This window comes from Chitinophaga sp. (genome assembly GCF_035538455.1).
Classification (GTDB): Bacteria; Bacteroidota; Bacteroidia; order Chitinophagales; family Chitinophagaceae; genus Chitinophaga.
Genome location: NZ_DATLKJ010000194.1, coordinates 22,086 through 48,571 on the forward strand (window position 1 = coordinate 22,086; position 26,486 = coordinate 48,571).

The 26,486-nt window shown below is 47.2% G+C and carries 19 protein-coding genes; 5 read left to right on the forward strand and 14 right to left on the reverse strand.

Features of this window, described 5'->3' with window-relative positions; all coding sequences use genetic code 11:
- Window positions 1-11: 11 nt before the first annotated feature.
- From VM802_RS23320 to VM802_RS23340, 5 genes are all read right to left on the reverse strand, one after another.
- Complete coding sequence (locus VM802_RS23320; protein ID WP_325535135.1) at window positions 12-3,200, reverse strand: SusC/RagA family TonB-linked outer membrane protein; 3,189 nt, start codon at window positions 3,198-3,200, stop codon at window positions 12-14.
- A gap of 164 nt (window positions 3,201-3,364) precedes the next feature.
- Window positions 3,365-4,078, reverse strand: coding sequence for a LytR/AlgR family response regulator transcription factor (locus tag VM802_RS23325; RefSeq protein ID WP_325535137.1), 714 nt, complete (start codon window positions 4,076-4,078; stop codon window positions 3,365-3,367).
- The gene (locus VM802_RS23330) at window positions 4,065-5,129 is read right to left on the reverse strand and encodes a sensor histidine kinase (protein ID WP_325535139.1); all 1,065 of its coding nucleotides are present in this window, start codon (window positions 5,127-5,129) and stop codon (window positions 4,065-4,067) included. The genes VM802_RS23325 and VM802_RS23330 overlap by 14 nt, the downstream gene beginning before the upstream one ends.
- A 163-nt stretch (window positions 5,130-5,292) precedes the next feature.
- The gene (locus VM802_RS23335) at window positions 5,293-6,798 is read right to left on the reverse strand and encodes a hypothetical protein (protein WP_325535141.1); all 1,506 of its coding nucleotides are present in this window, start codon (window positions 6,796-6,798) and stop codon (window positions 5,293-5,295) included.
- Between the two features lie 493 nt (window positions 6,799-7,291).
- Complete coding sequence (locus tag VM802_RS23340; protein ID WP_325535143.1) at window positions 7,292-7,762, reverse strand: MauE/DoxX family redox-associated membrane protein; 471 nt, start codon at window positions 7,760-7,762, stop codon at window positions 7,292-7,294.
- Between the two features lie 554 nt (window positions 7,763-8,316).
- On the opposite strand from VM802_RS23340, the gene VM802_RS23345 reads away from it, so the two are divergent.
- On the forward strand, window positions 8,317-9,063 hold the full coding sequence (locus VM802_RS23345; protein WP_325535145.1) for an XRE family transcriptional regulator: 747 nt from the start codon (window positions 8,317-8,319) through the stop codon (window positions 9,061-9,063).
- A 10-nt stretch (window positions 9,064-9,073) separates the two neighbouring features.
- Here the strand turns inward: VM802_RS23345 and VM802_RS23350 are convergent, their stop codons facing one another.
- The 7 genes from VM802_RS23350 to VM802_RS23380 all read right to left on the reverse strand — a co-directional run bounded on the left by VM802_RS23350 (window position 9,074) and on the right by VM802_RS23380 (window position 18,333).
- A complete protein-coding gene (locus VM802_RS23350) occupies window positions 9,074-10,978 on the reverse strand; it encodes an AAA domain-containing protein (RefSeq protein ID WP_325535147.1) in 1,905 nt (634 codons plus the stop codon).
- A gap of 186 nt (window positions 10,979-11,164) precedes the next feature.
- Window positions 11,165-11,704, reverse strand: a complete 540-nt coding sequence (locus VM802_RS23355; protein ID WP_325535149.1) for a M15 family metallopeptidase — start codon at window positions 11,702-11,704, stop codon at window positions 11,165-11,167.
- A gap of 98 nt (window positions 11,705-11,802) precedes the next feature.
- The gene (locus tag VM802_RS23360) at window positions 11,803-13,341 is read right to left on the reverse strand and encodes a DHA2 family efflux MFS transporter permease subunit (protein ID WP_325535151.1); all 1,539 of its coding nucleotides are present in this window, start codon (window positions 13,339-13,341) and stop codon (window positions 11,803-11,805) included.
- Between the two features lie 64 nt (window positions 13,342-13,405).
- On the reverse strand, window positions 13,406-14,149 hold the full coding sequence (locus VM802_RS23365) for an SDR family oxidoreductase (RefSeq protein WP_325535153.1): 744 nt from the start codon (window positions 14,147-14,149) through the stop codon (window positions 13,406-13,408).
- 48 nt (window positions 14,150-14,197) lie between these two features.
- A complete protein-coding gene (locus tag VM802_RS23370) occupies window positions 14,198-14,782 on the reverse strand; it encodes a TetR/AcrR family transcriptional regulator (protein ID WP_325535155.1) in 585 nt (194 codons plus the stop codon).
- 172 nt (window positions 14,783-14,954) lie between these two features.
- Window positions 14,955-16,706, reverse strand: a complete 1,752-nt coding sequence (locus tag VM802_RS23375; protein WP_325535157.1) for a glycoside hydrolase family 2 protein — start codon at window positions 16,704-16,706, stop codon at window positions 14,955-14,957.
- 139 nt (window positions 16,707-16,845) lie between these two features.
- Window positions 16,846-18,333, reverse strand: coding sequence for a hypothetical protein (locus VM802_RS23380; protein WP_325535162.1), 1,488 nt, complete (start codon window positions 18,331-18,333; stop codon window positions 16,846-16,848).
- Between the two features lie 134 nt (window positions 18,334-18,467).
- Here VM802_RS23380 and VM802_RS23385 point away from each other — a divergent pair, with 134 nt between their 5' ends.
- Window positions 18,468-18,695 carry a YdeI/OmpD-associated family protein gene (locus tag VM802_RS23385; RefSeq protein ID WP_325535164.1) on the forward strand — a complete coding sequence of 76 codons (228 nt, stop codon included), beginning with the start codon at window positions 18,468-18,470 and terminating at the stop codon, window positions 18,693-18,695.
- 314 nt (window positions 18,696-19,009) lie between these two features.
- A complete protein-coding gene (locus VM802_RS23390; protein ID WP_325535166.1) occupies window positions 19,010-19,972 on the forward strand; it encodes a methyltransferase in 963 nt (320 codons plus the stop codon).
- A 111-nt stretch (window positions 19,973-20,083) separates the two neighbouring features.
- Here the strand turns inward: VM802_RS23390 and VM802_RS23395 are convergent, their stop codons facing one another.
- Together VM802_RS23395 and VM802_RS23400 are read right to left on the reverse strand one after the other, a co-directional pair.
- On the reverse strand, window positions 20,084-20,488 hold the full coding sequence (locus VM802_RS23395) for a hypothetical protein (protein WP_325535168.1): 405 nt from the start codon (window positions 20,486-20,488) through the stop codon (window positions 20,084-20,086).
- 195 nt (window positions 20,489-20,683) lie between these two features.
- Entirely contained in the window at window positions 20,684-21,007 is a 324-nt protein-coding gene (locus tag VM802_RS23400) for a hypothetical protein (protein ID WP_325535170.1), read from the reverse strand.
- A gap of 803 nt (window positions 21,008-21,810) precedes the next feature.
- Here VM802_RS23400 and VM802_RS23405 point away from each other — a divergent pair.
- The gene (locus VM802_RS23405; RefSeq protein ID WP_325535172.1) at window positions 21,811-24,897 is read left to right on the forward strand and encodes a SusC/RagA family TonB-linked outer membrane protein; all 3,087 of its coding nucleotides are present in this window, start codon (window positions 21,811-21,813) and stop codon (window positions 24,895-24,897) included.
- Window positions 24,898-24,929: 32 nt separating this feature from the next.
- The gene (locus VM802_RS23410; protein WP_325535174.1) at window positions 24,930-26,432 is read left to right on the forward strand and encodes a RagB/SusD family nutrient uptake outer membrane protein; all 1,503 of its coding nucleotides are present in this window, start codon (window positions 24,930-24,932) and stop codon (window positions 26,430-26,432) included.
- The last annotated feature ends 54 nt before the right edge of the window (window positions 26,433-26,486 follow it).

Below are 26,486 nucleotides of genomic sequence, written 5' to 3' on the forward strand. Positions count from 1 at the left end.
CAGATAAACATTTATAAAGTGGCGGTTACCTTGATACCATAATTGCGCAGGGAGAGATTAGATAAAAACTCATACCCTTGCACATTGGCTGCTCCCTGTGAGTTGATTTCCGGATCAGCGAATTTGTTGGATGAAGGCGTCCAGATAAAAAGATTGTTGCCATACAGCGTAATATTCAAACCCCCAAACCCCACGTGCCTGGCGGTATGCGACGGCACCGTATATTGCAGCGATGCCTCCCTGAACTTGACATAACTCGCATCGACCAAATACGCTGCAGACGGCGCCACTGATGTCCAGTAAGTATACGGGTGGAATTTTATGCTGGTATTATCCACAAATTTTCCGCCATCCGCGTACACCGAATTAGGCCACACATAATCTTTGCGATCGTTGTATGCCGTTTCCTCCGTATATCCGCCGAAAGAGATCGTGCTCTTCGTATTAGAATAGAACATACCACCCTGCTTCGTATCAAATAACAACCGCAGGTTGAAACCTTTATAGGAAGCATTGACCCCGAGAGATGCCATATAATCCGGCAGATAGCTGCCATAATAGTTAGTAGCATTACTGAGTGGAAGTCCGGTACTTTTATCTATCACCACTTTGCCCGTAGCAGGATCCATCACAAAACCCTGTCCGTAGAATACGCCATAAGGCTTGCCCACAGCGGCTACCTGCGACATGGTGGTGATGGCGTCACCGATAGAGATCTGTTCCAGTCCCGGCGCAATACTGATCACTTTACTGTTTGTTTTATTATAAGTGCCAAACACTTCTATCTTGAGACCGTAGCGCGTATTCACCGGAATTCCCCGCACACTCAGTTCCACACCGTTATTGCGCATTTCTCCGGTATTAATAATAGATTCTGTATAGCCGGTAGATGGCGCTATGGGCACTTTTACTATCTGGTTGGTTGACTTTGTTGTATAATAGGAAACATCCACTCCAACGCGGTCGCGGAAGAATGACAGTTCTGCCCCTGTCTCAAATGACTGCGTAAACTCAGGTTTTATGTTGGCGTTCCCAATTCTGTCCCTGCGCGTGAATGCCGGCACCAGCTCCCCATTACTGGTAAGCGGAAAAGTAAGTATCCCGAAATCAGATTTTATATCTGTCAGCTCATAGTTAGTGGCAAGCAGGTATGGATCTGCATCCGCACCCACTTTAGCGTAGCCGGCGCGCACCTTTCCGAAGCTGATAATGTTACCCAGCGACTTGTCTTTAAACAATTCGCTGAATACAAAGGAGCCATTTGCACTGTAATAGAAATAAGAATTGTTGTTGGTTGGCAGCGTTGAAGAAATATCATTCCTGCCGGTAAGGCCCAGGAATAACATGTTGCGGTAATCAAAATCTGCCGACCCGTAGAAAGCATATAACCGTTTATTGAAAAGCTCGTTGGTACTACTTAACGGCCCGTTGGAATTGGTGAAACTATAGAAGCCAGGAATATTAATCCCTCCTGAAGGATTGGTTGCCGTCCGGAGCCGGGTGCGTTTCTCCATACGTACGTTGTTACCCACCAGCAACTTCATGTTCAGATCCCTTGCCAGCGGCCGGGTCCAGGTAACCATCACATCATGGTTGATCTGACTGTAGTTGATCAGATCCTCTGAATAACGGCCGATGTCCGTCCAGATGTTACTGCCATAAAAAGGATCAAAAGGCACATAGGTATATTTGGCGCCTTTCTCGTACCGGCGGTCGGAGTAGATATCCGCCCCGATACGCTCTGTGATGTCCAGCTCTGGGATCGGCTTGTACGATAAAGAAAAATCACCGTTGATACGATCTACTGCATTAGTGTTGGTGTAATTCTGCAAAAGAAAGTACGGGTTCTTGGAAAAGGCCCCGTAGTAACCATAGTATTGCGTTCCGTCGGGGCCTGTAAAAGTGCCGTTATAAGGATTGCTCAAATCTTTGAAGCCAATGATGGATATATCCCTCGGTTGCTGAAAGACGGAGTTGTACACGGAGTTGCTCTGCCCGGCCAGCGGTAGCTTACCGGCGATATTGGAATAGGCTATGGTAGCACTGCTTGAAAATTTTTCAGAGAACTCCGATGTACCGCTGAGTCTTACATTGTATTTGTTGTAATTGGTGCCGGGGATAACGCCTTTGTTGTTCAGCGCGGCAAGCGAAAGAAAGTAAGTAGACTTCTCATTACCACCAGACACAGAAACGTTATTGTTCCAGGTTTGTCCTTTGTCAAAGAATTCCTTCACGTTGTTGGGAATAGCTTGATACTTCTTCAGTTGTTGTTTGCCGTTGATGATCTGGCCGAAGGGTCTCTCTTTTCCGTCGAAAGGTTCCCCCCAGCTGAAGTTTTCTTTACGGTCATCGGGAATGGCATCCAGGTTGCCCTGTCCGAATTTATTCTGAAAGGCGGGTAGCTTCAGAATATCAGAGATCTGGTAGCCGCTGCTGACATTGATCTGTGCGCGGCTGTTTTTCTTCCCTTTTTTAGTGGTAATAAGAATAGCGCCGTTAGAAGCGATGCTGCCGTACAAAGCGGCGGCAGCGGGGCCTTTCAGTACGGTCACACTTTCAATCTCTGCAGGATTGAGGTCATTACCACGATTGCCGTAGTCTACCTGGTCGTTGAGGAAATCGGTATTGCGCATGTTATCATTGCCAACCGGTACGCCATCGATGATGAATACCGGCTGGTTGTTGCCCGTAAAGGACGTAGGACCGCGCAACACAATACGGGACGACGATCCCGGCGAATACCCCGATGTAATGTTCAACCCTGCCACTTTCCCCTGCAGGGCATTAATGGGGCTGCTGTTGTCTCCTATTTCTGTGCTGGAAATAGTAGACACAGCATACCCCAGGCTTCTCTTTTCTTTCTTAATGCCTTGGCTGGTTACAATAATTTCTGTCAGGGCGGTTTCTGAAGAGGACAATGAAATCGTGTATTCGTTGCTATTGGTGACAGTTACCTCCTGCGTGGCAAAACCTACGGAACTTATTTCGAGTACTGCGCCGGGCGCCGCTTTCATCGTAAAGCGTCCTTGCTCGTTCGTTTGTGTGCCAGTGGTGGTACTTTTAATACGGATAGTGGCGCCAGGTATAGGCTGATTATTGTCTTTGGCTGTCACTCTCCCGGTGATGCTTTGCTGCGCCGCCGCCGCAACGGATAGCAGGAGCATCCAGATTAAGCATGGAATGTAAATGTAGCGTTTCATGGCAGGCAGATTTTGGTTACCTTTTCCATGAAATTAACCGGATACCTGCTGCATCTTGTGGGAATTCAATGAAGTGCATACTGCGGAATACATACAGCATACAGATAAAGGAGTATGACTTTTGTAGATGATAGCGTGTTGTTGGTAGATGGCAAGCAGCCCTTTCAGAACCCGCCCGGTGCCAGTATGCTTAAAATCAGCTCTTTATAACTACGCCCGATGGGAATGGATTTGTTGTTAATCTCCACATCAGTAGCGGTGAAAGCTTCTATCTTATCTTTTGCGATGATGAACGACCGGTGTATGCGCACGAAATTATTGCGTGCCAGCAACTCTTCTATTTCGCCCAATGGGAACTTGGTGAGGATGGATTTATCTTTGGTTGTAATACTGATATATTCACGCAGACTTTCGATATATAATATCTCGTCCAGATACACCTTTACTTTTTTCTTGCTGACGTTGAAGAAAAGGTAAGGCCGTTCAGGCTTTACCGCGATGGCAGCACCGGGAGCAAACACCGGCTGTTGTTTCAGTTTGTTCACCGCCGTAATGAAGCGGCTGAATTCGATGGGTTTGAGCAGGTAATCCACCACATTGCATTCATAGCCTTCCAGCGCATATTCCTGGTAAGCGGTGGTGATAATGATCTGAGGTGGTTGCTTCAATGATTTTATAAAGGCCAGGCCCTTTAGTTTAGGAAGATGAATATCAAGAAAGATAAGGTCGATGCGTTCCTGTTGCAGCTTCTCCATGGCAAAGATGGCGTCGGTGCAGATTCCCCTGAACTCCAGAAACGGTACCTGGCGGATGTAGTCGCTCAGTACTTCGGCTGCCAGCGGCTCATCTTCCACAACGATACAACTATATTTCTGCATGACTGTTGAGGTTAATAGTCAGATAAACTTTAAACACCGTATCCTCATTCTCCACTAACAACTGGTAGTCTTTATACATCAGTTCCAGCTGTCTCCTCACATTGCTCAGACCAATATTATCGGTTACCACAACCGGTTCGCCGCTCTCTTTGGAATTCTCCACCGTAAAGGTAAGTTTTCCCTGGCGCAGATGCATCACAATATGGATGAATGAGGCGAAACGGGTTTCACTTACCCCATGCTTGAAGGCATTCTCCACGAAAGGCAGCAGCAACAGCGGCGCAATCAGCTGCTGACCATTATCTATCTCCTTCTCAAAGGTGATAGTCAGTCTTTCGTTATAACGGATGCGTTCCAGATCCAGGCAGTCGTCCAGCATCTTTATTTCCTCAGCCACCGGTATCAGCTGCTTACGCGATTCATACAACATAAACCGGAGCAGCTTTGATAGCTTCATCACGATCTCCGGTGTTTTGTCGGATTTCTTGCGGGACAGTGCGTAAATATTATTCAGGGTATTGAAGAGAAAATGAGGATTGATCTGGTTACGCAGGAACTTCAATTCCGTTTCCAGTTTTTCTTTCACGAGCTGTTTCTCCCGCGCGATAACGACCAGCTGCACACGTAACAGTTTGAACATAACTGCGGCGCCACAAACAAACCCCATATCCATCACTGCCATGAGCACACGGCTTATATCCAGCAGATGCCTTGGCTTCACAATATCCTTAAAGAATATGTTATCTATCAGTATCACAAACAACCAGCGGTATATCACAATGCATACCATGAACGCCAGGGCCGCTTCCAGTGCAATGCCCCAGTAAGACAGCCTGTGCTGTAGTGACTTCCTGACTACCACCAGCAGCAGATAATAGGTTAAGATCAGCTTGGGTATCAACATCACCAGACAAGCGCCCAAACATCTCCAGAACAACTGCTGCGATGTAATCGTTGGCGCCGATGCGCCAATCCAGGTATACTCCAGCCAAATATCCTGCAGCAGATATACTACCCAGAATATGATATGTAACAATACGCGCTTCATCATCCGGTTCAAAAATCGTAAAAATGAAAGGAACGTTGGTGAAAATCTACAGATAACCATTTCCGGCATACAGACAACCGCTTGCATCTGCCATATGTATACCCGCTAAATAGTCAGCAGGGCTGGTTGACTACCCTGATGTCCGCCAAAGATATGAAACGGATCATTACAATATTTTCCCGTCTTTTACTGTTTTCTCAAAGAAGATAGCCTCACCATCCACTGTACTCCCCAGCACCACTATCCTGAAGGTCTTGGCGGGTATGGCAATACGGTACTCTTTGGCTGTTACATATGGTTCCCAAAGCCAGGTTACACGGTCCGGCGTGGTCCATTTCAATGGTTTGTCGTATCCCTTCACAGGAAGAACGCTCATATCAGATGGCAGCGCTTTGAGGTCGTTACCCTTGCGGGTATAGAGGCAGATGGCAGGACAAGGAGGGTGGAGATCCTGGTAAACTTTAACGTAAGCAAAATCTTTGAGCAGCATATGGGCTACTATATCTCCGCTCACTTCTTTCTCATCAACATAGTAATATACACCCTTTGCACATTCCTGCTTATCCCAATACATGCTTCGGGCTGCCCATCCTGGTGGCAGCTCATGCTGGAGATAGTCAAGCACATACAAAATCCCTCCCGGATTAACAGGATTTCTCAGATCAAAGGTAAACTGTTCTGTAGGTTGAAAATCAGGAGACACCACATATTGTCTGTCAAGTGCCAGATGCCTATCGTGCCAGCGAGATTTAATTTCTACGGTTTTCAGTTGCTTTGCAGTGGATGATGGTGTTGTAAATCCTGCAACTCCCAATAAAGTTAAATTGCACTTCACCGTGTCTGTATAATATGAAGCAGGAGAAGGCGGCACAAAAGTGGGATACACATCACTAACCAGCATCAGCACATTCCTGCGTCCTCCTGTCCTGCTTGTTTTTAACCGGTAATGAATATATCCTGTATCAAAGAAATACATAGAGGGGAACCTGATATTTCCTAAGGTATCCACCGGCAACAACCTGGGATGCGTAATGACAGAATCCTGCTGAAAATACATTACCAGCTCAGATACTTTACTGCTATTATCTTTGAGTCTTGCATGATAGGTAAGCCAGGAAGTATCCCCACAACGAGTGTATGATGAAAGCATCTGAAAAGATACCATCATAGCTTTCCCAGAGCCAACGGTATCTGTTATCGACAGAGAATAACTACCCTTTCTACTATTATGGATTATATACGTATCTCCATTTTTGCTTATTGTAATTCCCCCACTGTTATTGGTATTCCTGGGATACTTCAGTTTTCTTAACATAGAGGTACTACATGCATTACTAACGGTAACCGGCACTACAGCCATACTCGAAGCATTCAACGTATATCCCCTGACCCAATAATAACCGGTTTGCAAGGGAAGTACCAATTGCCCAAATCCCATGTCATTCACCACTGGAAAAACACTTCTCTGCAACAACGTATTCTTCTCATTATACAACTCTACATAAAAACTTGTACTGAACCGCGTTGTCGTATCACTGGTCAGATATGCCCGCATCCACAGTGTATCTCCCGGATAACACATTTGTTTGTCGATATGTAGATATAGATTTTCCTGCGCTTCACACGTGATGACCTGAAAAACAAGGCACATCATGGATAGTAACTTAGTCATTTCAGTGGAATTAGTATAAAATTACCCTTCAGGCGGATCAACGTTACGATGCCGGTTCTCCTATGACAGTCATTTTTAGGTGATATATCACCAACATATGAGATAGAAAGGGCAGGAACCCTTTCTACCTGAAATTACGAATCTAAAATGGTCGTCTTAAATAATAAAAAGATGTACCCAGCAACTGACAGGTAAATTCGTCCTTAAAAGCCGGATATCCGTGTATGGTACAAATCTGCCCGTTTCCATTTTGAATACAATCCATGCCCAAATCGATAAATCCAAATGTGCACCGGGCTCCTGGGCCTAATTTAGTCCATGCTGTAGTCTGCCTCGCAGCCCTGCCTTTCGCGCCTGACTGTCTAGTAACCAACGCTGCTGACGCAGCAATAACCATAACAGCTACTGCTGCCATCCTGAATCTTTTCATTGCGGAAAATTTTAGATCTTAGATTTCGGTCTACTCTGTTTTGCAGGTTTTCGGCGTCCCCTGTTATTGCGCAATATCTTCAGGCGATCTCCTGCCGGGATAGACCAGTACCCCCAGCGCCGCCAGCACGATGAAAAAGAGATTAAAAACAAGATGCTGATCCCAGCTCAGTTCCTGGATGATACCACCGCAGGAACAAGGTACCTGGTCACTGTACCGGGTAACAATAAATATGTATACTGTAAATAACGTCATCAGGAAAAAACATCCATATAATGCTGGTAATCTCGTTGCAGTAAAAATCAACATAACAGAAAGTGTTATTTCAGTCATAGGTATGCCCCAGTACAACCAGGAAACATACGGCAACAACATAGATGACTGCCCAAGCTGATTGCGGAATTTCTCCACATCAGACAGCTTTGCCACTGCAGCATATACCAGCAACAGGATAAACAGTATACCGGATATTTCCACTACTGTATGTTTCCACGAACGCGTCGGGGTTAAGCCAATACCGGTATTGCCTTTCATCTTTGTAATTTTTAGAATGCGGAAACAGCATGCTACAACGCCAGCGCTGCACCGGTAAGGAGAATTTCTCTCTAATGATCACTCACTATTATGTGATACTAAATGAGGGTTCTTTGTCACCGTTCTTTAAACCGGGATAACAAAACAATTAGGATAACTACCTAACTAAGGTAACAAATTTACATTTCAAACCACCAAATACATCCTGAAAAATTCTTTAAAACCAACTATCTCAACCATTTCTACAGTTAAATAATACTACGATATATTTTATTGAAAATCCATCAGTAAGATTAAACAGACATTAACATCATTTGTTTAAACTAGCTATTCGTAATTTGATTTTCATTTTTCCGAAATAATAGAAATATTGATTATGAACTAACAATGTTTTCCAACCCAATTTTTTACACTAACAACATCCACTATAATTATCGTGTACCCGAAACAAAGGGATCTAATGCCCTTAACTGAAGCCCCGGAACAGTGATATAATTGAAGTACCTCGGTAATTTATCATACATTTGCCGCCACTAAACCATTAATTATCAAGGATGACAGATAAGCAACTGATACACTGGGCGGGCAATCTGAAACTATTACGGACAAGAAAAAAATTATCGCAGCAACAACTGGCAGATACACTGGGTATTAACAGAAATAAGGTTTCTGCCCAGGAAAGCGGTAAAACCAGGAATCCACGTATCGATGACCTGGTATTGATCTCCGCGTTTTTCAGGATCAATCTCGATACCTTCCTTAGAACAGATCTCACCATCCTTCCCGAAGATCAATTACTGGACATGGAAAACAGCCAGTCGGCAGATCTAACAGGGAGGCATATACGTATTTTACCGATCACCGTGAACCAGGATAATGAAGAGAATATGGAGTATGTGCCCGTTAAAGCCAGGGCCGGCTACCGCAGCGGTTTTGCTGATCCTTCATTCGTGGCCTCCCTCCCACGCTTCTCACTTCCGGAACTTCCGCGCGGTAAAACCATCCGCATGTTCCCTGTCAGCGGCGACTCCATGGAGCCTATTCCTGATGGCAGCCACGTGATTGCCCAGTACCAGGAAGACTGGCTGCAGATCAAGGATGGTACCGCCTGCATACTTGTACTGAAAGACAGTGAAGAAGATATCGTTTTCAAGATGGTACATAACAGGATCCGGCAAAACGGCTCCCTGCTGCTCCACTCACTGAACAGCGCATACAACGATTATGAAGTACATGTGCAGGACATACTGGAAATATGGACATTCATTGGCTACATAAGTAAACAATTACCACAACAGTAATTTACTACGGTCACATATCCGCAAATTCCCAGGCGCTTTGGTAAGCGTTCCTGTCGGTAGCATATGTGATAAAGTCACCGTAGAAAGGCAACTGGGATAAGGTAGCGCTGTCTCCCACCACTACCAGCTTCTTACGGGCGCGTGTCATAGCCACATTCATGCGGCGCACATCTGAGAGGAAACCTATCTTGTTCTCAGTATTACTACGCGTCATGCTGATATACACAATGTCGCGCTCCTGTCCCTGGAAGCTGTCGATCGTATTGACCGTGATCTTTTTTTCATACGGCTGTAAGGCTGGTGTATGTTGCAGCTGCTCTTTGAGTACCTGTATCTGTTGTTTATAGGGAGAAATAACAGCCACCGATGGAAATTCATCAGGCTTGTAATGCTTGCCCAGAGAAGCTATCAGCTGGGTGAGATGTCTGAAGAGAAAAGCCGCTTCTTCCGGGTTGGTAGTACTGGTACCCTCAGATCTTTCATCAAAGCCACAACCAGCGGTATCTATGAAGGTCAGTGGCATATCTGCCGGGAACAACGCATGTTTGGCAACGGAGGCATGCGCTTTCAGTCTGTCTTCATAAAAAACAGCAGACGAATAACCCATGATGAGCTCATTCATGCGGTATTGTTCCTCCAGCAGCGACACTGCTTCCGGATACCGGGCGGCACATTTTTCGAGCAGGGTTATACTCAAACCTTTGCGGGCCGCTTCCTCTGATTTGATCGTCGGTGGCAGCTGGCAATGATCGCCTGCCAGTATTACTTTCTGTGCCTTCAGCACAGGAATCCAGCATGCCGGCTCCAGTGCCTGCCCTGCCTCATCTATAACTACGGTGTGATATTTCAGATTACGGACAGTATAATGATTGGCGCCTACAAGTGTAGCAGTGATCACTTGTGCTTTGGCAATGAGATCGTCTGTGATATATTGCTCCGCCTGTTCTACTTCCTTCATGATCTTACGGGCTTCTGTGAATAAGGCCTGGCGCTGCTCCCGCTCTGCCTTGCCAAAATTGCGCTTGTACTTGTGCGCCATATTCCTGAATTCAGCAGCCTGCTTCTTCAATCGGCGGATCTCCTTCATGCTGGTATGTTCCGCAGCTTTGCTATCAAGTGTAAGTGACATCAGCCGCTCCGACACCTTCGCCGGATTACCCACCCGCAGCACATTCAACCCTTCATCAGAGAGCTTTTCACTGAGCAGGTCCACAGCAGTATTACTGGGGGCAACCACCAGTATCTGGCTGTTATCCCGTTGTATCATGGCTTTGATGGCCTGTACCAGCGTGGTGGTTTTGCCGGTACCCGGAGGTCCGTGTACTATAGCCAGATCATTAGCGGCCAGGATCCTGTTTACGGCGTCCTGTTGGGAACTGTTTAATCCTGTGATGGTTACAGGTGTCATCACCTCCTGGAAAGTAGGAACTTTTTCACCGGTCAGTATCTTCACCAGTTTGCCCGCTGGCTTGTCTGCCACGACAGGCGCCTGTTTGAGAGCCTGCTGCATTTCATCATAACTGTTGTCATCAAACAGCAGATCGATACCCAGTTTGCCATTGTTAGCCCATTCCGGCAGCTCATCTGTACGTAATGTGATCTTGAGACGGTTGTCACCTACAAAAGTAATGGTTCCTTCTACCTTATCCTGCCTGGGATCATGATTGGAGAACAGTACTGCTGCTGCACCGAAGCGCAGCTGATGCACCACGTCCTGATGTGTGGTCCGCTCCACCTCTACTGTGAGATAATCACCGCGACTCATTTCAGAACCACGGATAGCCACAGGATACCAGGTAAGTCCATTGTCCCTCCGCACTGCTACCGATGTTGTAGCCGTTTGTTGCTCATAAGCCAGTCTGTCCTCTTCCCGTTCTATTTTCAGCAGATCCAGGAGCTGTTTGAAGTAATCCATCCTGCAAAGGTAACAAAGGTTTCTCGCAAAGGTGCAAAGGGAGCAAAGCAGCAAAGGACATTTTAAGTCAGCAAAGAGAACTCTTTGATAGTCCGTAAATATCGTGAGGTACTACTAAGCAGTCTTATTAACTTAAAATATTCTCTGTGGTCTTTGCTCCCTTTGCAACTTTGCGAGCCTCACCTGCTACTGTCCGAGTTTGAGGATTGTTTCTTCCGCAAGCTCAAAGTGCATGGAGTCTACAGAGTCGCCGGAGAATTCGGCGCCCCAGTACCAGCCGTGATTGTTGAAGTAAGGAAACAACTGATACACACCGCGCTGGGTCTGGTTAAGGCCCTGCCTTACTACGCCCCCGCCGAAGTAAAGATCTATGGCAGTGCCCCAGCTATGGTTCGAAAACCGGCTGGGATTGGACCTCCTGGATCTTACACAAAGCACGCCGCCGGTTTTTACAGTACTGAAAACATCCGGCTGCTCCTGTTTCACCTGCTGAAAAATCAGCAGGAGCGATTCTACGGCATAGCTGTGGCCAGACACCTTGAAAGGGCCTACATCTACCCCATATTTTACCAGCTTGGCATAAGTGCGGCCCGGGTTAGAACAATCTTTTGACAAAACACCGGGTTTCCCGAGAATGCGCAACATTGTTGACTCTTTAGCGGCACTCAATCCTCTGTTCATGACATCTTTGGAAGGGATCGGGATCAGATCATTTAGGTTACTCATAACAACATTTTGAGGTTTACAAATTGAGGTTTACAAAAACAATACGTTTATAAAATTACAAAAATCATTTGATGATCCCGCTTCACGCCCAATTAGTATCAATGATCCATCACTGCTATTTTCACCGCAGTTTTTTTTCTTGAAGACGCGATAAGCAGCAATGGTAATGTCAGCAGAAAGATAATCCCCAGCAACAGAAACGCATCGCTGAAACTTAGCAGGGTGGTTTGTTTCACAACAATGCCGTCTAGCAGCTTCAGGGCCTTGTGATGCGCTTCCGGCGCCGCTGCTCCCTTCAACAAAAAGTAGTGCGTGTACCCCGACAAACGATTAGACACCAGCGGATTGTTGACATTAAGATTGGATACAAGATCCGTACGATGCACTGCGTTACGGTTAGTTACATAAGTATTGATGATAGCAATGCCAAATGAGCCACCCAGTTGCCGCATCATGTTATTGAGTGCTGCACCCTGTGGAATATCACCCGGCGCCAGTCCGGATACAGCCAGTGTTGTGAGTGGCACCGTTGCAACGGCCAGCCCCACCCCACGCCAGATCAGCGGTACAGAAATGTCTGTGGCGCCGGCTGCCAGGTTGAGACCCGACATCTGCCAGGTGAACAATACAAATAAAAACATCCCGGCGGTGATCAGGTATACCGGCGACAAACCGCGCTGTAACAACCTGGCGGTGATAATCAAACCGCCAATTGCTACGAGTGAGCCAGGCAATAACAGCAGCCCCGTCTGTGTAGGTGTGAAACCCAGCAGCCGCTGCGCAAATACAGGCGTGAGAAATACGGAGCTGAATATGCCCAGTCCTGATACAAACGTCAGTACGGCTGCGATACTCAGGTTCCTGCTCTTCAGTACCCGCAGGTTTACTACGGGATGGGCTATACGAAGTTCCCACCAGATGAACAACGCAATGCCAAACGCCGCGATCACCGACAACCACGTAATATAGGGCGTTTCAAACCAGTCTTCCGTTTCTCCCCGCTCCAACACCGTCTGCAACGCGCTTATACCGATGGCCAGTAACAAAATACCTGTCCAGTCGATCTTCTTTGGCGCCTGCTTCACCGGCGGTTCATCCAGTAATACATAACACGCAAAAGCTACAATGATACCAATCGGTATGTTAATATAGAATATCCACGGCCAGGAGTAGTACTCCGTGATAAAGCCGCCCAGCGTAGGTCCGATGGTAGGTCCCACAAATACGCCGATACCAAACAGCGCACTGGCTACATTTTGCTTTTCTTTCGGGAACAATTCAAATACAATCACCTGTGAAACAGACAACAAAGCGCCACCCCCGATTCCCTGCAGGAACCGGAATGCGACCAGCATCCATATCCCTGATGCCTGTCCGCACATAAAGGAAAAGAAAGTAAAGGCAATAACAGAACCGATATAATAGTTGCGGCGTCCCAGCTTGGTGGACAGAAAGCTGGTCAGCGGGATAATGATCACATTGGCGATGGCATACGAAGTAATCACCCACGAAGTATCTTCCAGCGTTGCGCCCAGGTTACCGCTCATGTGCGATATAGCCACATTCACAATGGAAGTATCTATCAGTTCCATAATAGCTGCCAGGATAACCACCGGGAGCAGAATAGCTTGTTTCATGACATAGCTGTTTTATACCAATCGGTATATTCACAAATAAAAAAATAGCCGGCGGTCGCGTTAATTAGTTTCCGGCATTCATTGCCATCAGGGCACTTTCCGGTGAGGATTGCAGTAGCTTATAAATATTGGCAGTAAGTCCGACATGAATCTCCTGCTGATTCGCAGCCAGGGCTTTCAGCAGGCACTGGGCAACTTCCTCCGGTGGTATGCCTTTGCTCCCGCCAATTTCCATGGAGAAGTCAGTGTTCACCAACGGCGGCATCAGCTCAAACACCTGGATATTGGGCTGTGGCGCCAGTGTGATACGCAGTGATTGCGTGTAAGAATGCAAGGCAGCTTTGCTGGCTGCATAAGTAGGCGTTTTAGCACTGGGTGCCAGCGCTACTATGGAAGACACATTCACAATGGCCGCTTCAGCTTTGCTGGTAAGCTGCGGCAACAAACTCTCCGTGATACCCATTACTGCCAGGTAGTTAGTCAGTATTTCATCAGCAGCTTTTTCAAACGCGCCGGCGCATGCGGAGAGGCGGTAGGCATAAGCACGGCCTGCGTTATTAATGAGCATGTTAAATCGCGGGAAATCCTTTTGCAGCTGTTGCACCAGCAGGTCCACCTCTCTCTTTCTCGTTACATCACATACTACAGTAGTAAGCTGTGGCAGCTCTCTGGCTACACGTGCCAGTCTTTCCGGATCCCTCCCTGTAACAATTACCTGGTTGTCGTTTTCTACCAACAGCTTTGCGATGGCAAGCCCTATGCCTGCACTACCGCCGGTGATTAACACCGTGTTGCCTGATATATTCATCTCTGTCCGTTTTTATATACCGATCGGTACATTTATAATGAAAAAAATTTAGAACGAATGAATAAGATCCTCTGCGGCCTGGATAACCGACTTCTTATAATTCAGCTTTCCGGTTACCTTGGCGATCATAATAGCGCCTTCAATCATAGAAATAAGCGTCAGTGCCATCTGTTCAGGATTAATGCTGCTGCGGAACTCCTTCTTCTCAATACCTTTCTTTATCAGTCCGCCCACCATCTCTTTCAGATTCATCAGCGCCTCTGCAGCTTTTTGCTTCAGCATAGGATGTGTATCATCTGCTTCCACCGCCGTATTCTGTATCGGGCAGCCGCCCACTGGAAATGGATGTTTCAGGAAGTTTTCATATACACGTACATAAGCCAGCAGCTTCTCCCGGCAACCACTCACCTTACCCATCTCCTGCCGCAAAATATCCCCAACAATCCTCAGATTATGATCAAATGCTGCCAGCGCCACTTCGTCCTTGTTGGCGAAGTTGCCATAAATACTGCCTTTGGTAAGGCCTGTGGCATTGGTCATGTCACTCAGTGACGTACCCAGGTACCCCTTCTGGTTAAATACAGGGGCTGTCATCTCCACAATAAACTGCCTGGTTTTCTCTGCTTTATTCATACCCAAAAATATACCATTCGGTATTAAAAACAAAAAAAAAAAATTTAGCGATTTTTTTATTTAGGTATTTAGGTATTTAAAATGCAGCGGAGATCATTAAGTGTTATTAACAGAACATGATCTCCGCTGCATTTTAAATACCTAAATACCTAAATAAAAAAATCACTAAATCTTATTTCAACGCTGCATTAATCATTCTGATACTATCTGCCGGCACTTTAAACACTTCTCTGTCGTAAGTAATCAGGCCATTTTCTTCTATCTCTACATCAAATGGTTCGGTGAAGATAGAGCCGGAAAGTCCTTCGTTCTTATAGAGCTGCAGATGTGCCACCATCTGACGGTAGCGCTCCAGGAAAGTGGCGCCGGGGGGTGTTTCGTGCCCCCATCCTTTACCGGGAATCCACTCATGCCCGTCTATCGGAACAAACACGCCGCCAAATTCACCGCATACCATCGCTTTTCCATCTTCATAGGGAGGCATAGCCGGGAAGGGATACAGGTGAATATCGGTGATGTCGCCGTTCTCCCAGGTCTGTTCTGTGAAAGGGCCACTGTGGCCATTGATCAACCGCGAAGGGTCCTGCTCTTTCATCCATTTTGTGAGCTTCACCTGGTCGAAGGAGCCCCAGTTTTCATTGAAAAGCACCCAGCTGATAATAGAGGGATGATTGTATAGCTGCTCAAGGTGAATTTTTGTTTCTGCCTTGAAGTTCTGTTTGGCTTCATCGGGTAACGGGCGCGCCTGCCGCCAGCTGGGCATATCCTGCCATACCAGCATGCCGAGTTTATCACAATGATAGTACCAGCGGTCCGGTTCTATCTTGATATGCTTGCGGATGGTGTTGAAGCCCATTGATTTTATAGCCGCCACGTCAAAGCGCAGCGCTTCGTCTGTAGGAGCGGTATAAAGCCCGTCAGGCCAGTAACCCTGATCCAGCACACCGGTATTATACGTAAACTTATTATTCAGGAAAATGCGGCTGATACCGGATTGATCTTTCTTTATCTCTATCTTGCGCATTCCGAAATAGCTGTGCACAGTGTCTATCACTTTGCCTTTATAGAGCAGCTGAACGCTAAGGTCATACAGATACGGATCGTCGGGCGACCAAAGACGCGCACCAGGTACTGGCAACAGGAAGGCTTCTCCTGGTTTACCACTTGCTTTATTGCTCCCGCTGATGGCATTTAATGTATACCCGTCAACATTACCATTTATAGTTGCGTTAATGGCAAGGTTTCCTTTGTCGATGTCTGGCGTCAGCTCCAGGTTGGAAATAGCTGTTGCAGGAAGGGTTTCCAACCATACGGTCTGCCATATGCCACTCACCGCCGTGTACCTGATCCAACGCGGGCGCAACGTTTGCTTACCATGCATATTGGGCCCGGTATCAGTAGGATCCCAAACACTTACCACCAGCTCATTTTCGCCAGGCTGTAAGGCAGATGTAATGTCGAGGTCAAAGGAATCGAAACCGCCGGTATGTGAACCAACATTCTTCTTATTGACGTATACGGTCGTCTGCCAGTCTACAGCTCCGAAGTGCAGGATTACACGTTTATCCTTGCCTGCTTTACCGGTACTGAAAGATCTTTTATACCAGAGGCGCTGTTCCGGCAACAGCGCTTTTTTTACGCCGGATAATGCAGATTCTATGGCAAATGGTACGAGAATGGTACTGTCGTACAGTGAAGGCAGGTCGGCTTCTTTAGGAGTTACCGTATACAGCCACAGTCCATTCAGGTTTTGCCACTGGCTGCGCACAAGCTGTGGCCGGGGATATTCAGGTAGCGCATTTTCCGGCGTAACGCTGGCGGTCCATTTTGTGGGAATGTTTAATGGGGCCGGCTGCCATTGCTGTTGTGCGTTCGCTTTCAGGAACAGGAAAGCCATCAGGCTCCAGTGAAGGTGCAATTTCATGTAGAATTTTTGTTGTTGGTTTTCGCTTTGGGTGTTATTTGAGTATGATAATATTAGGCAAGTTTGGTTAAATACAACGATCCTTCAAAAAGATTTGCAAATGCATAACAAAGTGCAGGGCATATTTGTCATAACACCATCATAAACTATTCTTGTCTGCTTTCTTACCGATGCCCAATATTATCTCCGTCAGCAGCACTAACAATATCAGCCCCAACAGAAGCTGAAACACCTGGTACCTAAACACTGACGGAGAGGCCATAATGCTGAATACTGTATTCAGCACAAACAACACCACCATCAGTATCACTGGTCTTTTATAGATATTATCTGTCTTCCAGTATCTGTAAAAGTAAAACAACACCGGAAGCCCTGTAAAGAACATAATATTAACCAGCACAAAAAGCAGCTGGCAGGCCAGCATCAGGCCAGCCTGTGCGTCATCATTCCATCCATAAACCTGCGCTGTTTTATAGTGAAACCACTGCAGCGCGCTCTCATGCACTTCAGCTATCCCCTGGTTGTATTGCTCCAGCTGCTCCAGCGGAGGCATAAGGTATACGGCAGCGTTGGGCAGCAGGAAATAACGGGCATATGCCAGTGGGTAGCGACTGATCAGCCGCTTACCATATGCCCCGATAGGAACGCTGGTCACATTATATATCCACACCAATGGCTTGTCGGCAGCTGACACCCACCGGTTGAACATGTATGCTTTCAACGGCCCCCGCTGATCCAGCATGAACCAGGCTCCGTCCTGCGGGCCAATATGCATACCGGGAGGCAGGGTGTCAAAGAAAGCGCGCACCATTCCGTCTATTTTGCGGATCTCAGGATCCGGTGATGTTTCCTTTGAAGGATGCACATACGGATACATATAAAGCGCGTTGTTAGCCAGCTGCCAGGACGAAAAGCCGGAGAACTGCTCTACTCCCGCCACTTGTCCGTTCATCTTCCTGGTGTATTGAATAAAGGCGCCGGAAAATAAAAACACACCCAGTATCCCTATACATTTTATCCCCCGGGGCACTTTCGCAAGCAGCACCGCGAGTACTGCTACTACCGGATAATACAATGCATTGTAGCGTAATATGAAGGCTATGGCCGTTATGAACGACAGCATAAATATATGTACCGGTTTCGCCTGGTACAGTACCCTGATCAGCAGCGCCAGCCACCAAATACTACAGGCGATAAAAAGCGCATCGCTGGATACAATGTTGCCAATGTACAGGTAAAGCGGATTAATAACACACCAGGCAAAGAAAATTGCAGACGCCCACCGGGCTGGCCTGTAAATCCATAACACCGTCAGCACAAGGTACCAGGTACTGATCACCAGCGAAAGGTACTGGATGCTTATCAGGAAATTATCTGCCGCCGAAATGGCATGAATCAGGATCAGCACCTTCGAATACCCCACTGGCCACATATCTACCGGGACATTATTCTTTGCAGCCAGTATATAGAAATAAGAATCCGCATAAAAAGATGGGAATGGATAAAGCAGCTTGAAAATGATGAAACAGCAAACCGCGGCGGCTATACCAGATATTATGACGGTGCGGTTTCTTTTGCTGCGGAAGACAAACTCCCGGAATGATACAGCGGCATCAGGGGGATTCATAACGGGCGGGTTATATAGACGCTGGTAAAGGTACCCTGCATGGCTGAAATACCGCAACAGCAAATGACCGGAAAAATCACGGATGCTCCTGACATAAGGCTGTCATACATCCATTTTACTTTTGAATAAACAATATGATGAAAGCAAAGCACAACGATGCACAGCACGACATCCTTCCCGATGATCTGCAAGCGCTTTTCAACAGCAATAAGAAAGCATACAGGCACTACCAGGCTTTTCCCGGTTCATCCAGGCGCATTATCCTGAAGTGGATCGCGGCCGCCAGAACACCCGCTGCACGCCGGCAACGGATAGAGCTGACAGTAGCGCTTGCCACAGAAAATATCAAGGCGCATCATTAAAAATGACGGTATGTGCAAAAAGCAGACAGACATGTGCAAAAAAATGTCGCCAATGTGAAGGACTGATGCAGGATTTTTTAATACATTTATGACACCAGCATGCTATCCTGCTGTATCAGAATCACTGTCGCTTTACGACGCATATGAAGACCTGTTTAGCCTGTATAAGGAAGGATCAACCATAAGGAAACAATAAGTAACCATTACGTACCAATGCGATCAGCTAGATAATGCTTCTTCATGCTTGTTTCCTGCCGCCGGAAGCCGCAGGGAATGCTATTATGATTACCGGTTTTTATCATTAAAAAAAGGATATGTCTCAATCCTCTCTTCCTTCTGCAGAGGCCACCTCTCAGCAATCGGCCAGGATACTGAAATATGTGACCGATCACTGGATCTCATGCTCTGTATACATGGCGGCGAAACTCAACATCGCTGAAATTCTCACTGCAGGCCCCAAAGATATTACAGAGCTGGCATCGTGCACCAATACGCACACCACCTTTCTATACCGGCTGCTCAGAACGCTGGCCCGTGAAGGTATCTTTGAAGAAACCACGCCAGGCACCTTCGCCATGACGGAGATGGCCACAGCCCTTCTGGGCAATATAACCGGCAGTCTCAAATCATTTCTCCTTACGGAACTGGGCGGTTTCTATTCACCCTGGGGTGATCTGTACCACAGCATGCAACCCGACAATGATGGGCCGCGCCATTATTATAGTGCAGACCAGCAGGATTATTACCATCCGTTTATGGCAACGGATACAGGATACGCTCACCTGACAGAAACGGCCGTCACCGAAAAATATGACTTCTCTCCCTTCAACCTGCTTACGCATATAGGTGGTGGCAGTGGCTCACTGCTGACGGCAATCCTGAAAAAAACACCTGCTCTCTCCGGCGTACTGTTCGACGAACCATATGTAGTAGAAACAACAGCGCGGCGGCTCGCCGCATCGCCGGAGCTCAAAGGCCGTTGTACGACCATATCCGGTAGCTTCTTCCGTGAAGTGCCCACCGGATCAGATGCATATCTCATGAAATACATTCTGCACGACTGGAACAATGAAGATGCCTCCCGGATACTTCATGTATGCAGTAAAGCCATGAACAGCGGCAACAAGTTGCTCATTATTGACGATGTGGCAACAAGCGGAAACGAAAGGACCGCCGACGAGTTCAGGCAATTACTCGCAGAACAGGATATTCATCTCAACCGGATTATACCATTAGCGATAGGTGAAGCCTGTATTATAGAAGGGGAAAAGAACTGATCAATCGTCCGGATAAATGCAAATGAAAGCTTTAGCAAAGACTATTTGTTCAGACATACTCCCATAACAAATAATCTTCGCTAAAGCTAATTGCTACTCCTTTCTGGACGCTTACTTCTGAATAAGTACGTAATCAAAATAGAGGTCCTGAACGTTGCCGCTTACTTCTCTGGTTAATAACACAAAAGAATCTGTCAACAAATCCCTCACCATCCATATCACATCGTTATCCTTATTCCAATCACTACCGGTACTGCGTAATGACCCTGCAATCATGTATGGAACAAATACCAGTTGGGGCAGGGTTACTCTATAATAGCCATCGCTGCCCGGAACATCGCCCACCTTGAACGTACCGGTTGCTATTAATACAGGGGCGGCTTTAGTGCCAGGCGTGTTGTCAACACTGGCGAGATAACGCTGCAGATCAGCATTAAATGTATTGAGACTGGAACTGAGTGTGGCGAGATCCTTGTTTATGGATTCGATGCTGCCGGGACCTTTTGGGTTACTCATACAAATAGGGTTTTAATGGTTATTAAATAATGGACTGGTGATCTCCAGACTACCGGTACAAAAATGCATATTGATCACAGGCCTGCCAAAAAACACATCTGGCATACCAAATAAAAAACAGTATCCTGCATAGCAAGGTGAAGTATCATACTAATAGCAGTCTTTTACCAATCACCGCTTCCATACATCTGCACCCTATTTCCAAACCATCCAGGGATAAAGTTTCTTCAGCTCAGCTGAACCTGGTTGCTGCGTCATAATCTGCTTCAGCAACTTAAAATTCCGTTCCAGTTGTAACCGCTCAATAATCGTGTATTCTGACAGGTCAAACTCTTCGGATAAAATTTTCATGATCTCATCATATCTCTTCTTGCAGATACGCAGATAATAATAATGGCGGTATACCAATCGCTCATCTCTTTTAATAAGCAAGGCGCTGCTTCTTCCAGGCCGATGTCTGAGGGGTTGGGCACTATCGTCTGTTAGCAGCCGGGTAAACAAAACTTGTGTTCCTTTCATGTCAGAAAAATTAGTGGGTGATTGATTCGTGCACTAAAACTATAAGAGGAAAATTTTCATAACTCATGAGGAATTACTTAGCAGTCCCCTGCTTTATATATAAGTTATGCTTTTCCGGTGCTACTCCATATCAGGATACTGCCGCAGCGTATGAACATAAAAATACAGCCTCACGGTTTCCTCCAGGGAAGAAAACCGTGAGGCTGTATGATGGCTGTTTATTGTTAAACCCTTACCCACACAATATATTCCAACTTATCTCCACCCCTGTTTTCGATCATCAAGGTGCAAAGGACAGGCCGTCATAGCTATGGGCATTCAACGGCAGACAGCCCTGTTATAGTAATTTAGGAATTGCTGGTAATATATTAGCATTTGAGAAGATGACGCATGTAAATGTAAACTACATGAATTATTTTTAGTACGATTGATATGTCAACCAATAAGGATACCCGACGTAGTGGAATGAAAACAATAAGACGTTATGAAAAATGAATCATGGGTTGTCGTAGCACTTTAAACATTTTATAAACAATTGAAGACCATATTTACAAAGCGGCGAAGGACAGCCCTTCACCCGGAAAATTTATTGTTTGTATGTAACAACAGCTCAACATAAAGCCCGATATGGTTGATACCGGGAGCACAAGCCCGCCTTCCATATCTGTAGCAGTACCAGATTAATGAACATAAAAAATAATTCCAGTTATGAAACACGGGGAATACCACCCCCTAGCTTCTTTACATTGATGCCAGATTAGATTCAAGTCCATTTATTAACCAGTTCTAAAATCAACGGTCTTATGCAATTCACACAATTACATAGGATGGTGCTTCGTATGTGCTGCACTATCCTGCTCGCCCTCCCATTGCTGGTGTCGGCGCAGACGAAGACGATCACCGGCACCGTCACCGACGACCAGGGTAACCCGGTTGTGGGTATCTCTGTGGCAGTCAAACAAACAAAGACAGGCGCCGTTACTGATGCTGCCGGCAAATTCTCCCTGAATGCCGCAAGCGGCGCTGTGTTGGTATTTTCAGGCATGGGTTATGAAAGCATGGAGATAACAACCGACAGCAAAAGCAATTACCAGGTAAATATCCGCTCCAAAGCCTCCAACCTGAATGATGTGGTAATCGTGGGTTATGGTACGCGGAAGAAATCAGATCTCACGGGGGCTATTGGAACTGTCAAGAGCGAGGCCTTACAGGAACGCCCTTCTTCATCGCTGAACCAGGAACTGTCGGGCCGCGTTACCGGTGTGAACGTTTCTTCTAACTCAGGAAGACCGGGCGGCCGCGCCAACATCCGTATACGTGGTGTCAGCTCCGTCAATGTAGCCAATGACCCATTGTATGTAATTGATGGGGTGATCCTCAACGCTACCGGCCTTCAGAATGGCAGCTCGCCCATTGATTATCTCAACCCGAATGACATTGCCTCCATTGAAGTACTGAAAGATGCTTCCTCTACCGCTATCTATGGAGCGCGTGGCGCCAACGGCGTAATACTGGTAACAACCAAACGCGGCTCTTCCAGCGGCGGCAAAGTAACCTACGACGCAGACTTCAGCCTGGGCACACTGCCAAAGAAGCTGCCTGTACTCAACTCCCGCGAGTTCCTTCAGGTAGAGGAGATTGCCTACAGCAATGCACAGAAATATGATCCTGTAGGATGGGCTAATGGAAAGTATGTAGATCCCAAAACCAAAAGAACCAATCCCTTGCTCTTTGACGCACAGGGCAATCCGCTATATGACACCGACTGGCAGAAAGAAGCCATGCAGCAGGCATTTACACAGAATCATCAGCTGGGCTTCACCAATGGCAATGAGAAAGGCAGCTATGGGGCATTCCTCAACTACCGCAACGAAAATGGTTTGATAAAAGGCTCCTGGCAGAAACGGTATGCAGGCCGTTTTGTATTTGACAGCCAGATCAAAGACTGGCTGAAAGTGGGTGGCACACTGGGTTACACAGATCAGAATGAAAAGCAGGTAGATGAACTCGGCGGCGGCGGCATTGTTACCATGCGCCAGGTACTGGAAGCACTACCCATCATTCCCATTAAGTTCCCGGACGGTAGCTGGGCCGGCAACGACGCCTATCCCGGTATGGAAGGTGGCGCCAACCCGTTGCAGGTTATACAGGAACGCCTTTATTATCTCCGCACACAAACCATGCTGGGTAATATTTACGGTAACATCCGGCTGGCGGAAGGACTGGAACTGAGAACCACCGTGGGCGCCAACATCATCAACCAGCGCCTGGATTACTATGCCGGCCGTACGCTTAATTACATTTCGCGCGGACAACAGGGGGTAGCCCAGGTCAGGAATAACCGGTATAACTCCTGGCAGTTTGAAAACTACCTGACCTACAACAAGGTCTTTAACCGTATCCATTCTCTGAATGCCATGTTAGGTCTTTCCTGGCAACATATCGACCGGTTTGAGAGCCTTGCCGCCACACAAGGCTTCAGCGACGATTACTTTGGATTCTATAACCTCGGTGCAGGCGCCAATCCGCAGGCCCCTTCTTCCAACGGCAACGCATACGGCCTCAACTCCTACTTCGGTCGTGTGAACTACGGGCTGAAGGACAAATATCTGGTAACTGTCACCGGCCGTATAGATGGTTCTTCCAAATTCGGTCAGGCCAACCGTTATGCCTTCTTCCCCTCAGCTGCCCTGGCATGGCGCGTTTCGCAGGAACCGTTTATGAAGAATATTCCGGCTATCTCTAACCTGAAAGTACGCACCAGCTATGGCATCACGGGCAACTCTGAAATTGCCGCCTACCAGGCGCTTGCCGGTATGGGCAACTACGACGTGATCTTCGGCGGACAACGCGCCATCGGGATAGGTATTAACCGTATGCCCAATGAAGAGTTGAAATGGGAAAAGAATCACCAGCTTGATTTCGGTGTGGAGTTAGGGTTGCTTAAAGACCGTATCTCCCTGGAAGTGGACCTCTATCGCAAAAAGACCACCGACATGCTGTTGCAGGCCCCCCTGCCCGGCAGCAGCGGCTATACCAGCATCACGCAAAACATTGGCAGCATGGAGAACAGCGGCTTTGAAATAGCGCTGAATACCGTCAACGTCAAAACAAATAATTTCTCCTGGAATACCATGTTCAATATCTCTGTCAACAAGAACAAAGTACTGGCGCTTACCGGCGGCGGCGACATCTACTCCGGCGCTACGGTAATTCGTGTAGGCGAACCTGTTGGTTCCTTCTTCGGAAGGGTCCATCTCGGCACCTGGAGCACTGCAGAAGCCGATCAGGCGAAGATCTACAAGCAGCGCCCCGGCGACGTAAAGTATGCAGATCTCAACGGCGACAAACAGATCAATGACAATGACCGTACCATTATCGGCAAAGGGATACCCGACGGCTACGGCTCTTTCATGAATACGTTCCGGTACAAAAACTGGTCGCTCACCGTTGACCTGCAATACATGTACGGGAATGATGTACTGGACAGAAGCATCCATTCACTCGAAGACCGCCAGGGCATCGCCAACAGCTATAAGACGGTGCTGAATGCCTGGACAGAGACCAACCAGCACACCCCCATTGCACAGATACGTCCGATTGCTGCAGGCTATACCACCAATAACGACAGCCATAAGGTAACCGATGCCTCGTTTATCCGTGGCCGTAATCTGCTGCTGGCATACATGTTTCCCGCCTCCACTGTTTCCAGATGGAAGCTCAGCAACCTGCGGGTATATGCATCCGTACAGAATTTCTTTGTGGCGACTAAGTACAAAGGCTATGATCCCGAAGTGTCCAACTCCGGCGCCCCATTTGATCAGGGCTTTGCCTTGTATGACTATCCCAAGCCCAGGGTATTTGTACTTGGCCTGAATGTAGGATTGTAACCCTTGTCTGTAAACATTAAATACCACACATCATGAAAACACAGATCAGAAAATATATACCCGCACTTTTACTGGCAGGGGCAACCTGGTTCTCCGGCTGTACCAAATTCCTGGATGAGACGGACCCCAGCAATTTCACGGTAGACAACTACTTCACCAAGCCAGAACATGCCAGCAGCGCAGTAAACAGCATCTATGCCTCCATGCGTGAACCGTTGGTGAGCGGCTTTGGCGGCGGCGCCTGGATGATGACCGAATTTGCCACCGGGCTTGCTGAAACCGACCTGGGTCAGGCGGTGAACAGTTACTTTGTGAAAGACCTGATCAATACCTCTGATAACAGTTACGGTTATACGTACTGGAACAATTATTACCGGGGCATCGCCAATGCTAACCTTGCTATAGAAAAAATACCCGGTATCCGGATGGATGAAGCGGAGCGGAAGAAACTGCTGGGAGAAGCCCGCTTTCTCCGGGCCTGGTATTATTTCAGCCTGGTCAGAATGTTTGGTCATATTCCACTGATCATGAAACCAGTAACGCTCAACTCTCCGGATCTGCGTCCGTCACAGGCGGCTGTAGAAGATGTATACGCGGCGATTGTTGCTGACCTGAAAGAAGCAGAGGTTGCGGGCCTGCCCTGGACCAATCCCTCCGGCAATGCATGCCTTGGCGCGGTGAAATCACTGCTGGCGGAGGTATATCTTACTATGGCCGGATACCCGTTGCAGAAAGGCGCTGCGTACTATGACCTCGCGGCAAAGAAAGCGGAGGAAGTGATCGACTCCCGGCAGTTCAAGCTCTTCACCAGTTACGCGGATCTGCATAACCCCGCCAAAAAGAACATCGAGGAAAATATCTTCATGATACAATACAGAACACAGATCATTCCTTCCAGCTGGCAGGTATCCATCATTCCTTACAACAAAAATATATCTGCATACTCCGATGAAACCGGCGGCATCTACGCTAATATCAACTTCGTGAAATCCTTTGAATCCGGCGATCTCCGGGCGAAGGAGAAACAATTCTTCTTTACCACCTACACGCTGGAATCAGACCGTACGAAAACTGTGGACCTGGGCGGTTACTTCATCTACAAACATTTCGATGAAACGGCACAGACCAGCACCGCCAACAGCGATCTCAACTGGCCGGTGATCCGCTACGCCAGTGTACTGCTTACTTATGCAGAAGCCGCCAATGAAGCCGGCGGGCCAGCTGCCAAAGCATATGACGCTGTTAACGCTATCAGGCAGAGAGCACAGCTGCCGCTGCTGTCAGGACTGAGCAAGGATCAGTTCCGGGAAGCGGTGTGGCGTGAAAGATGGTTCGAGTTGTGCTATGAAAACACTACCTGGTATGATATGGTCCGGCTGCGGAAAGCCTTTAACGTTGGCGCCCGCCAATTTGATAACTATGTAGGGCACAAATTCTCTTACGGACCAGTATTGAGTGAGAAGGAACTGCTGTTCCCGATACCTACACTGGAGGTTAAGAACAATCCGAACCTGAAACAAAATACGGGGTACTAATGTCTGAACTGTGATTTATATGATTGGTTTGATTTTTCTGATGAGCGAAGATTA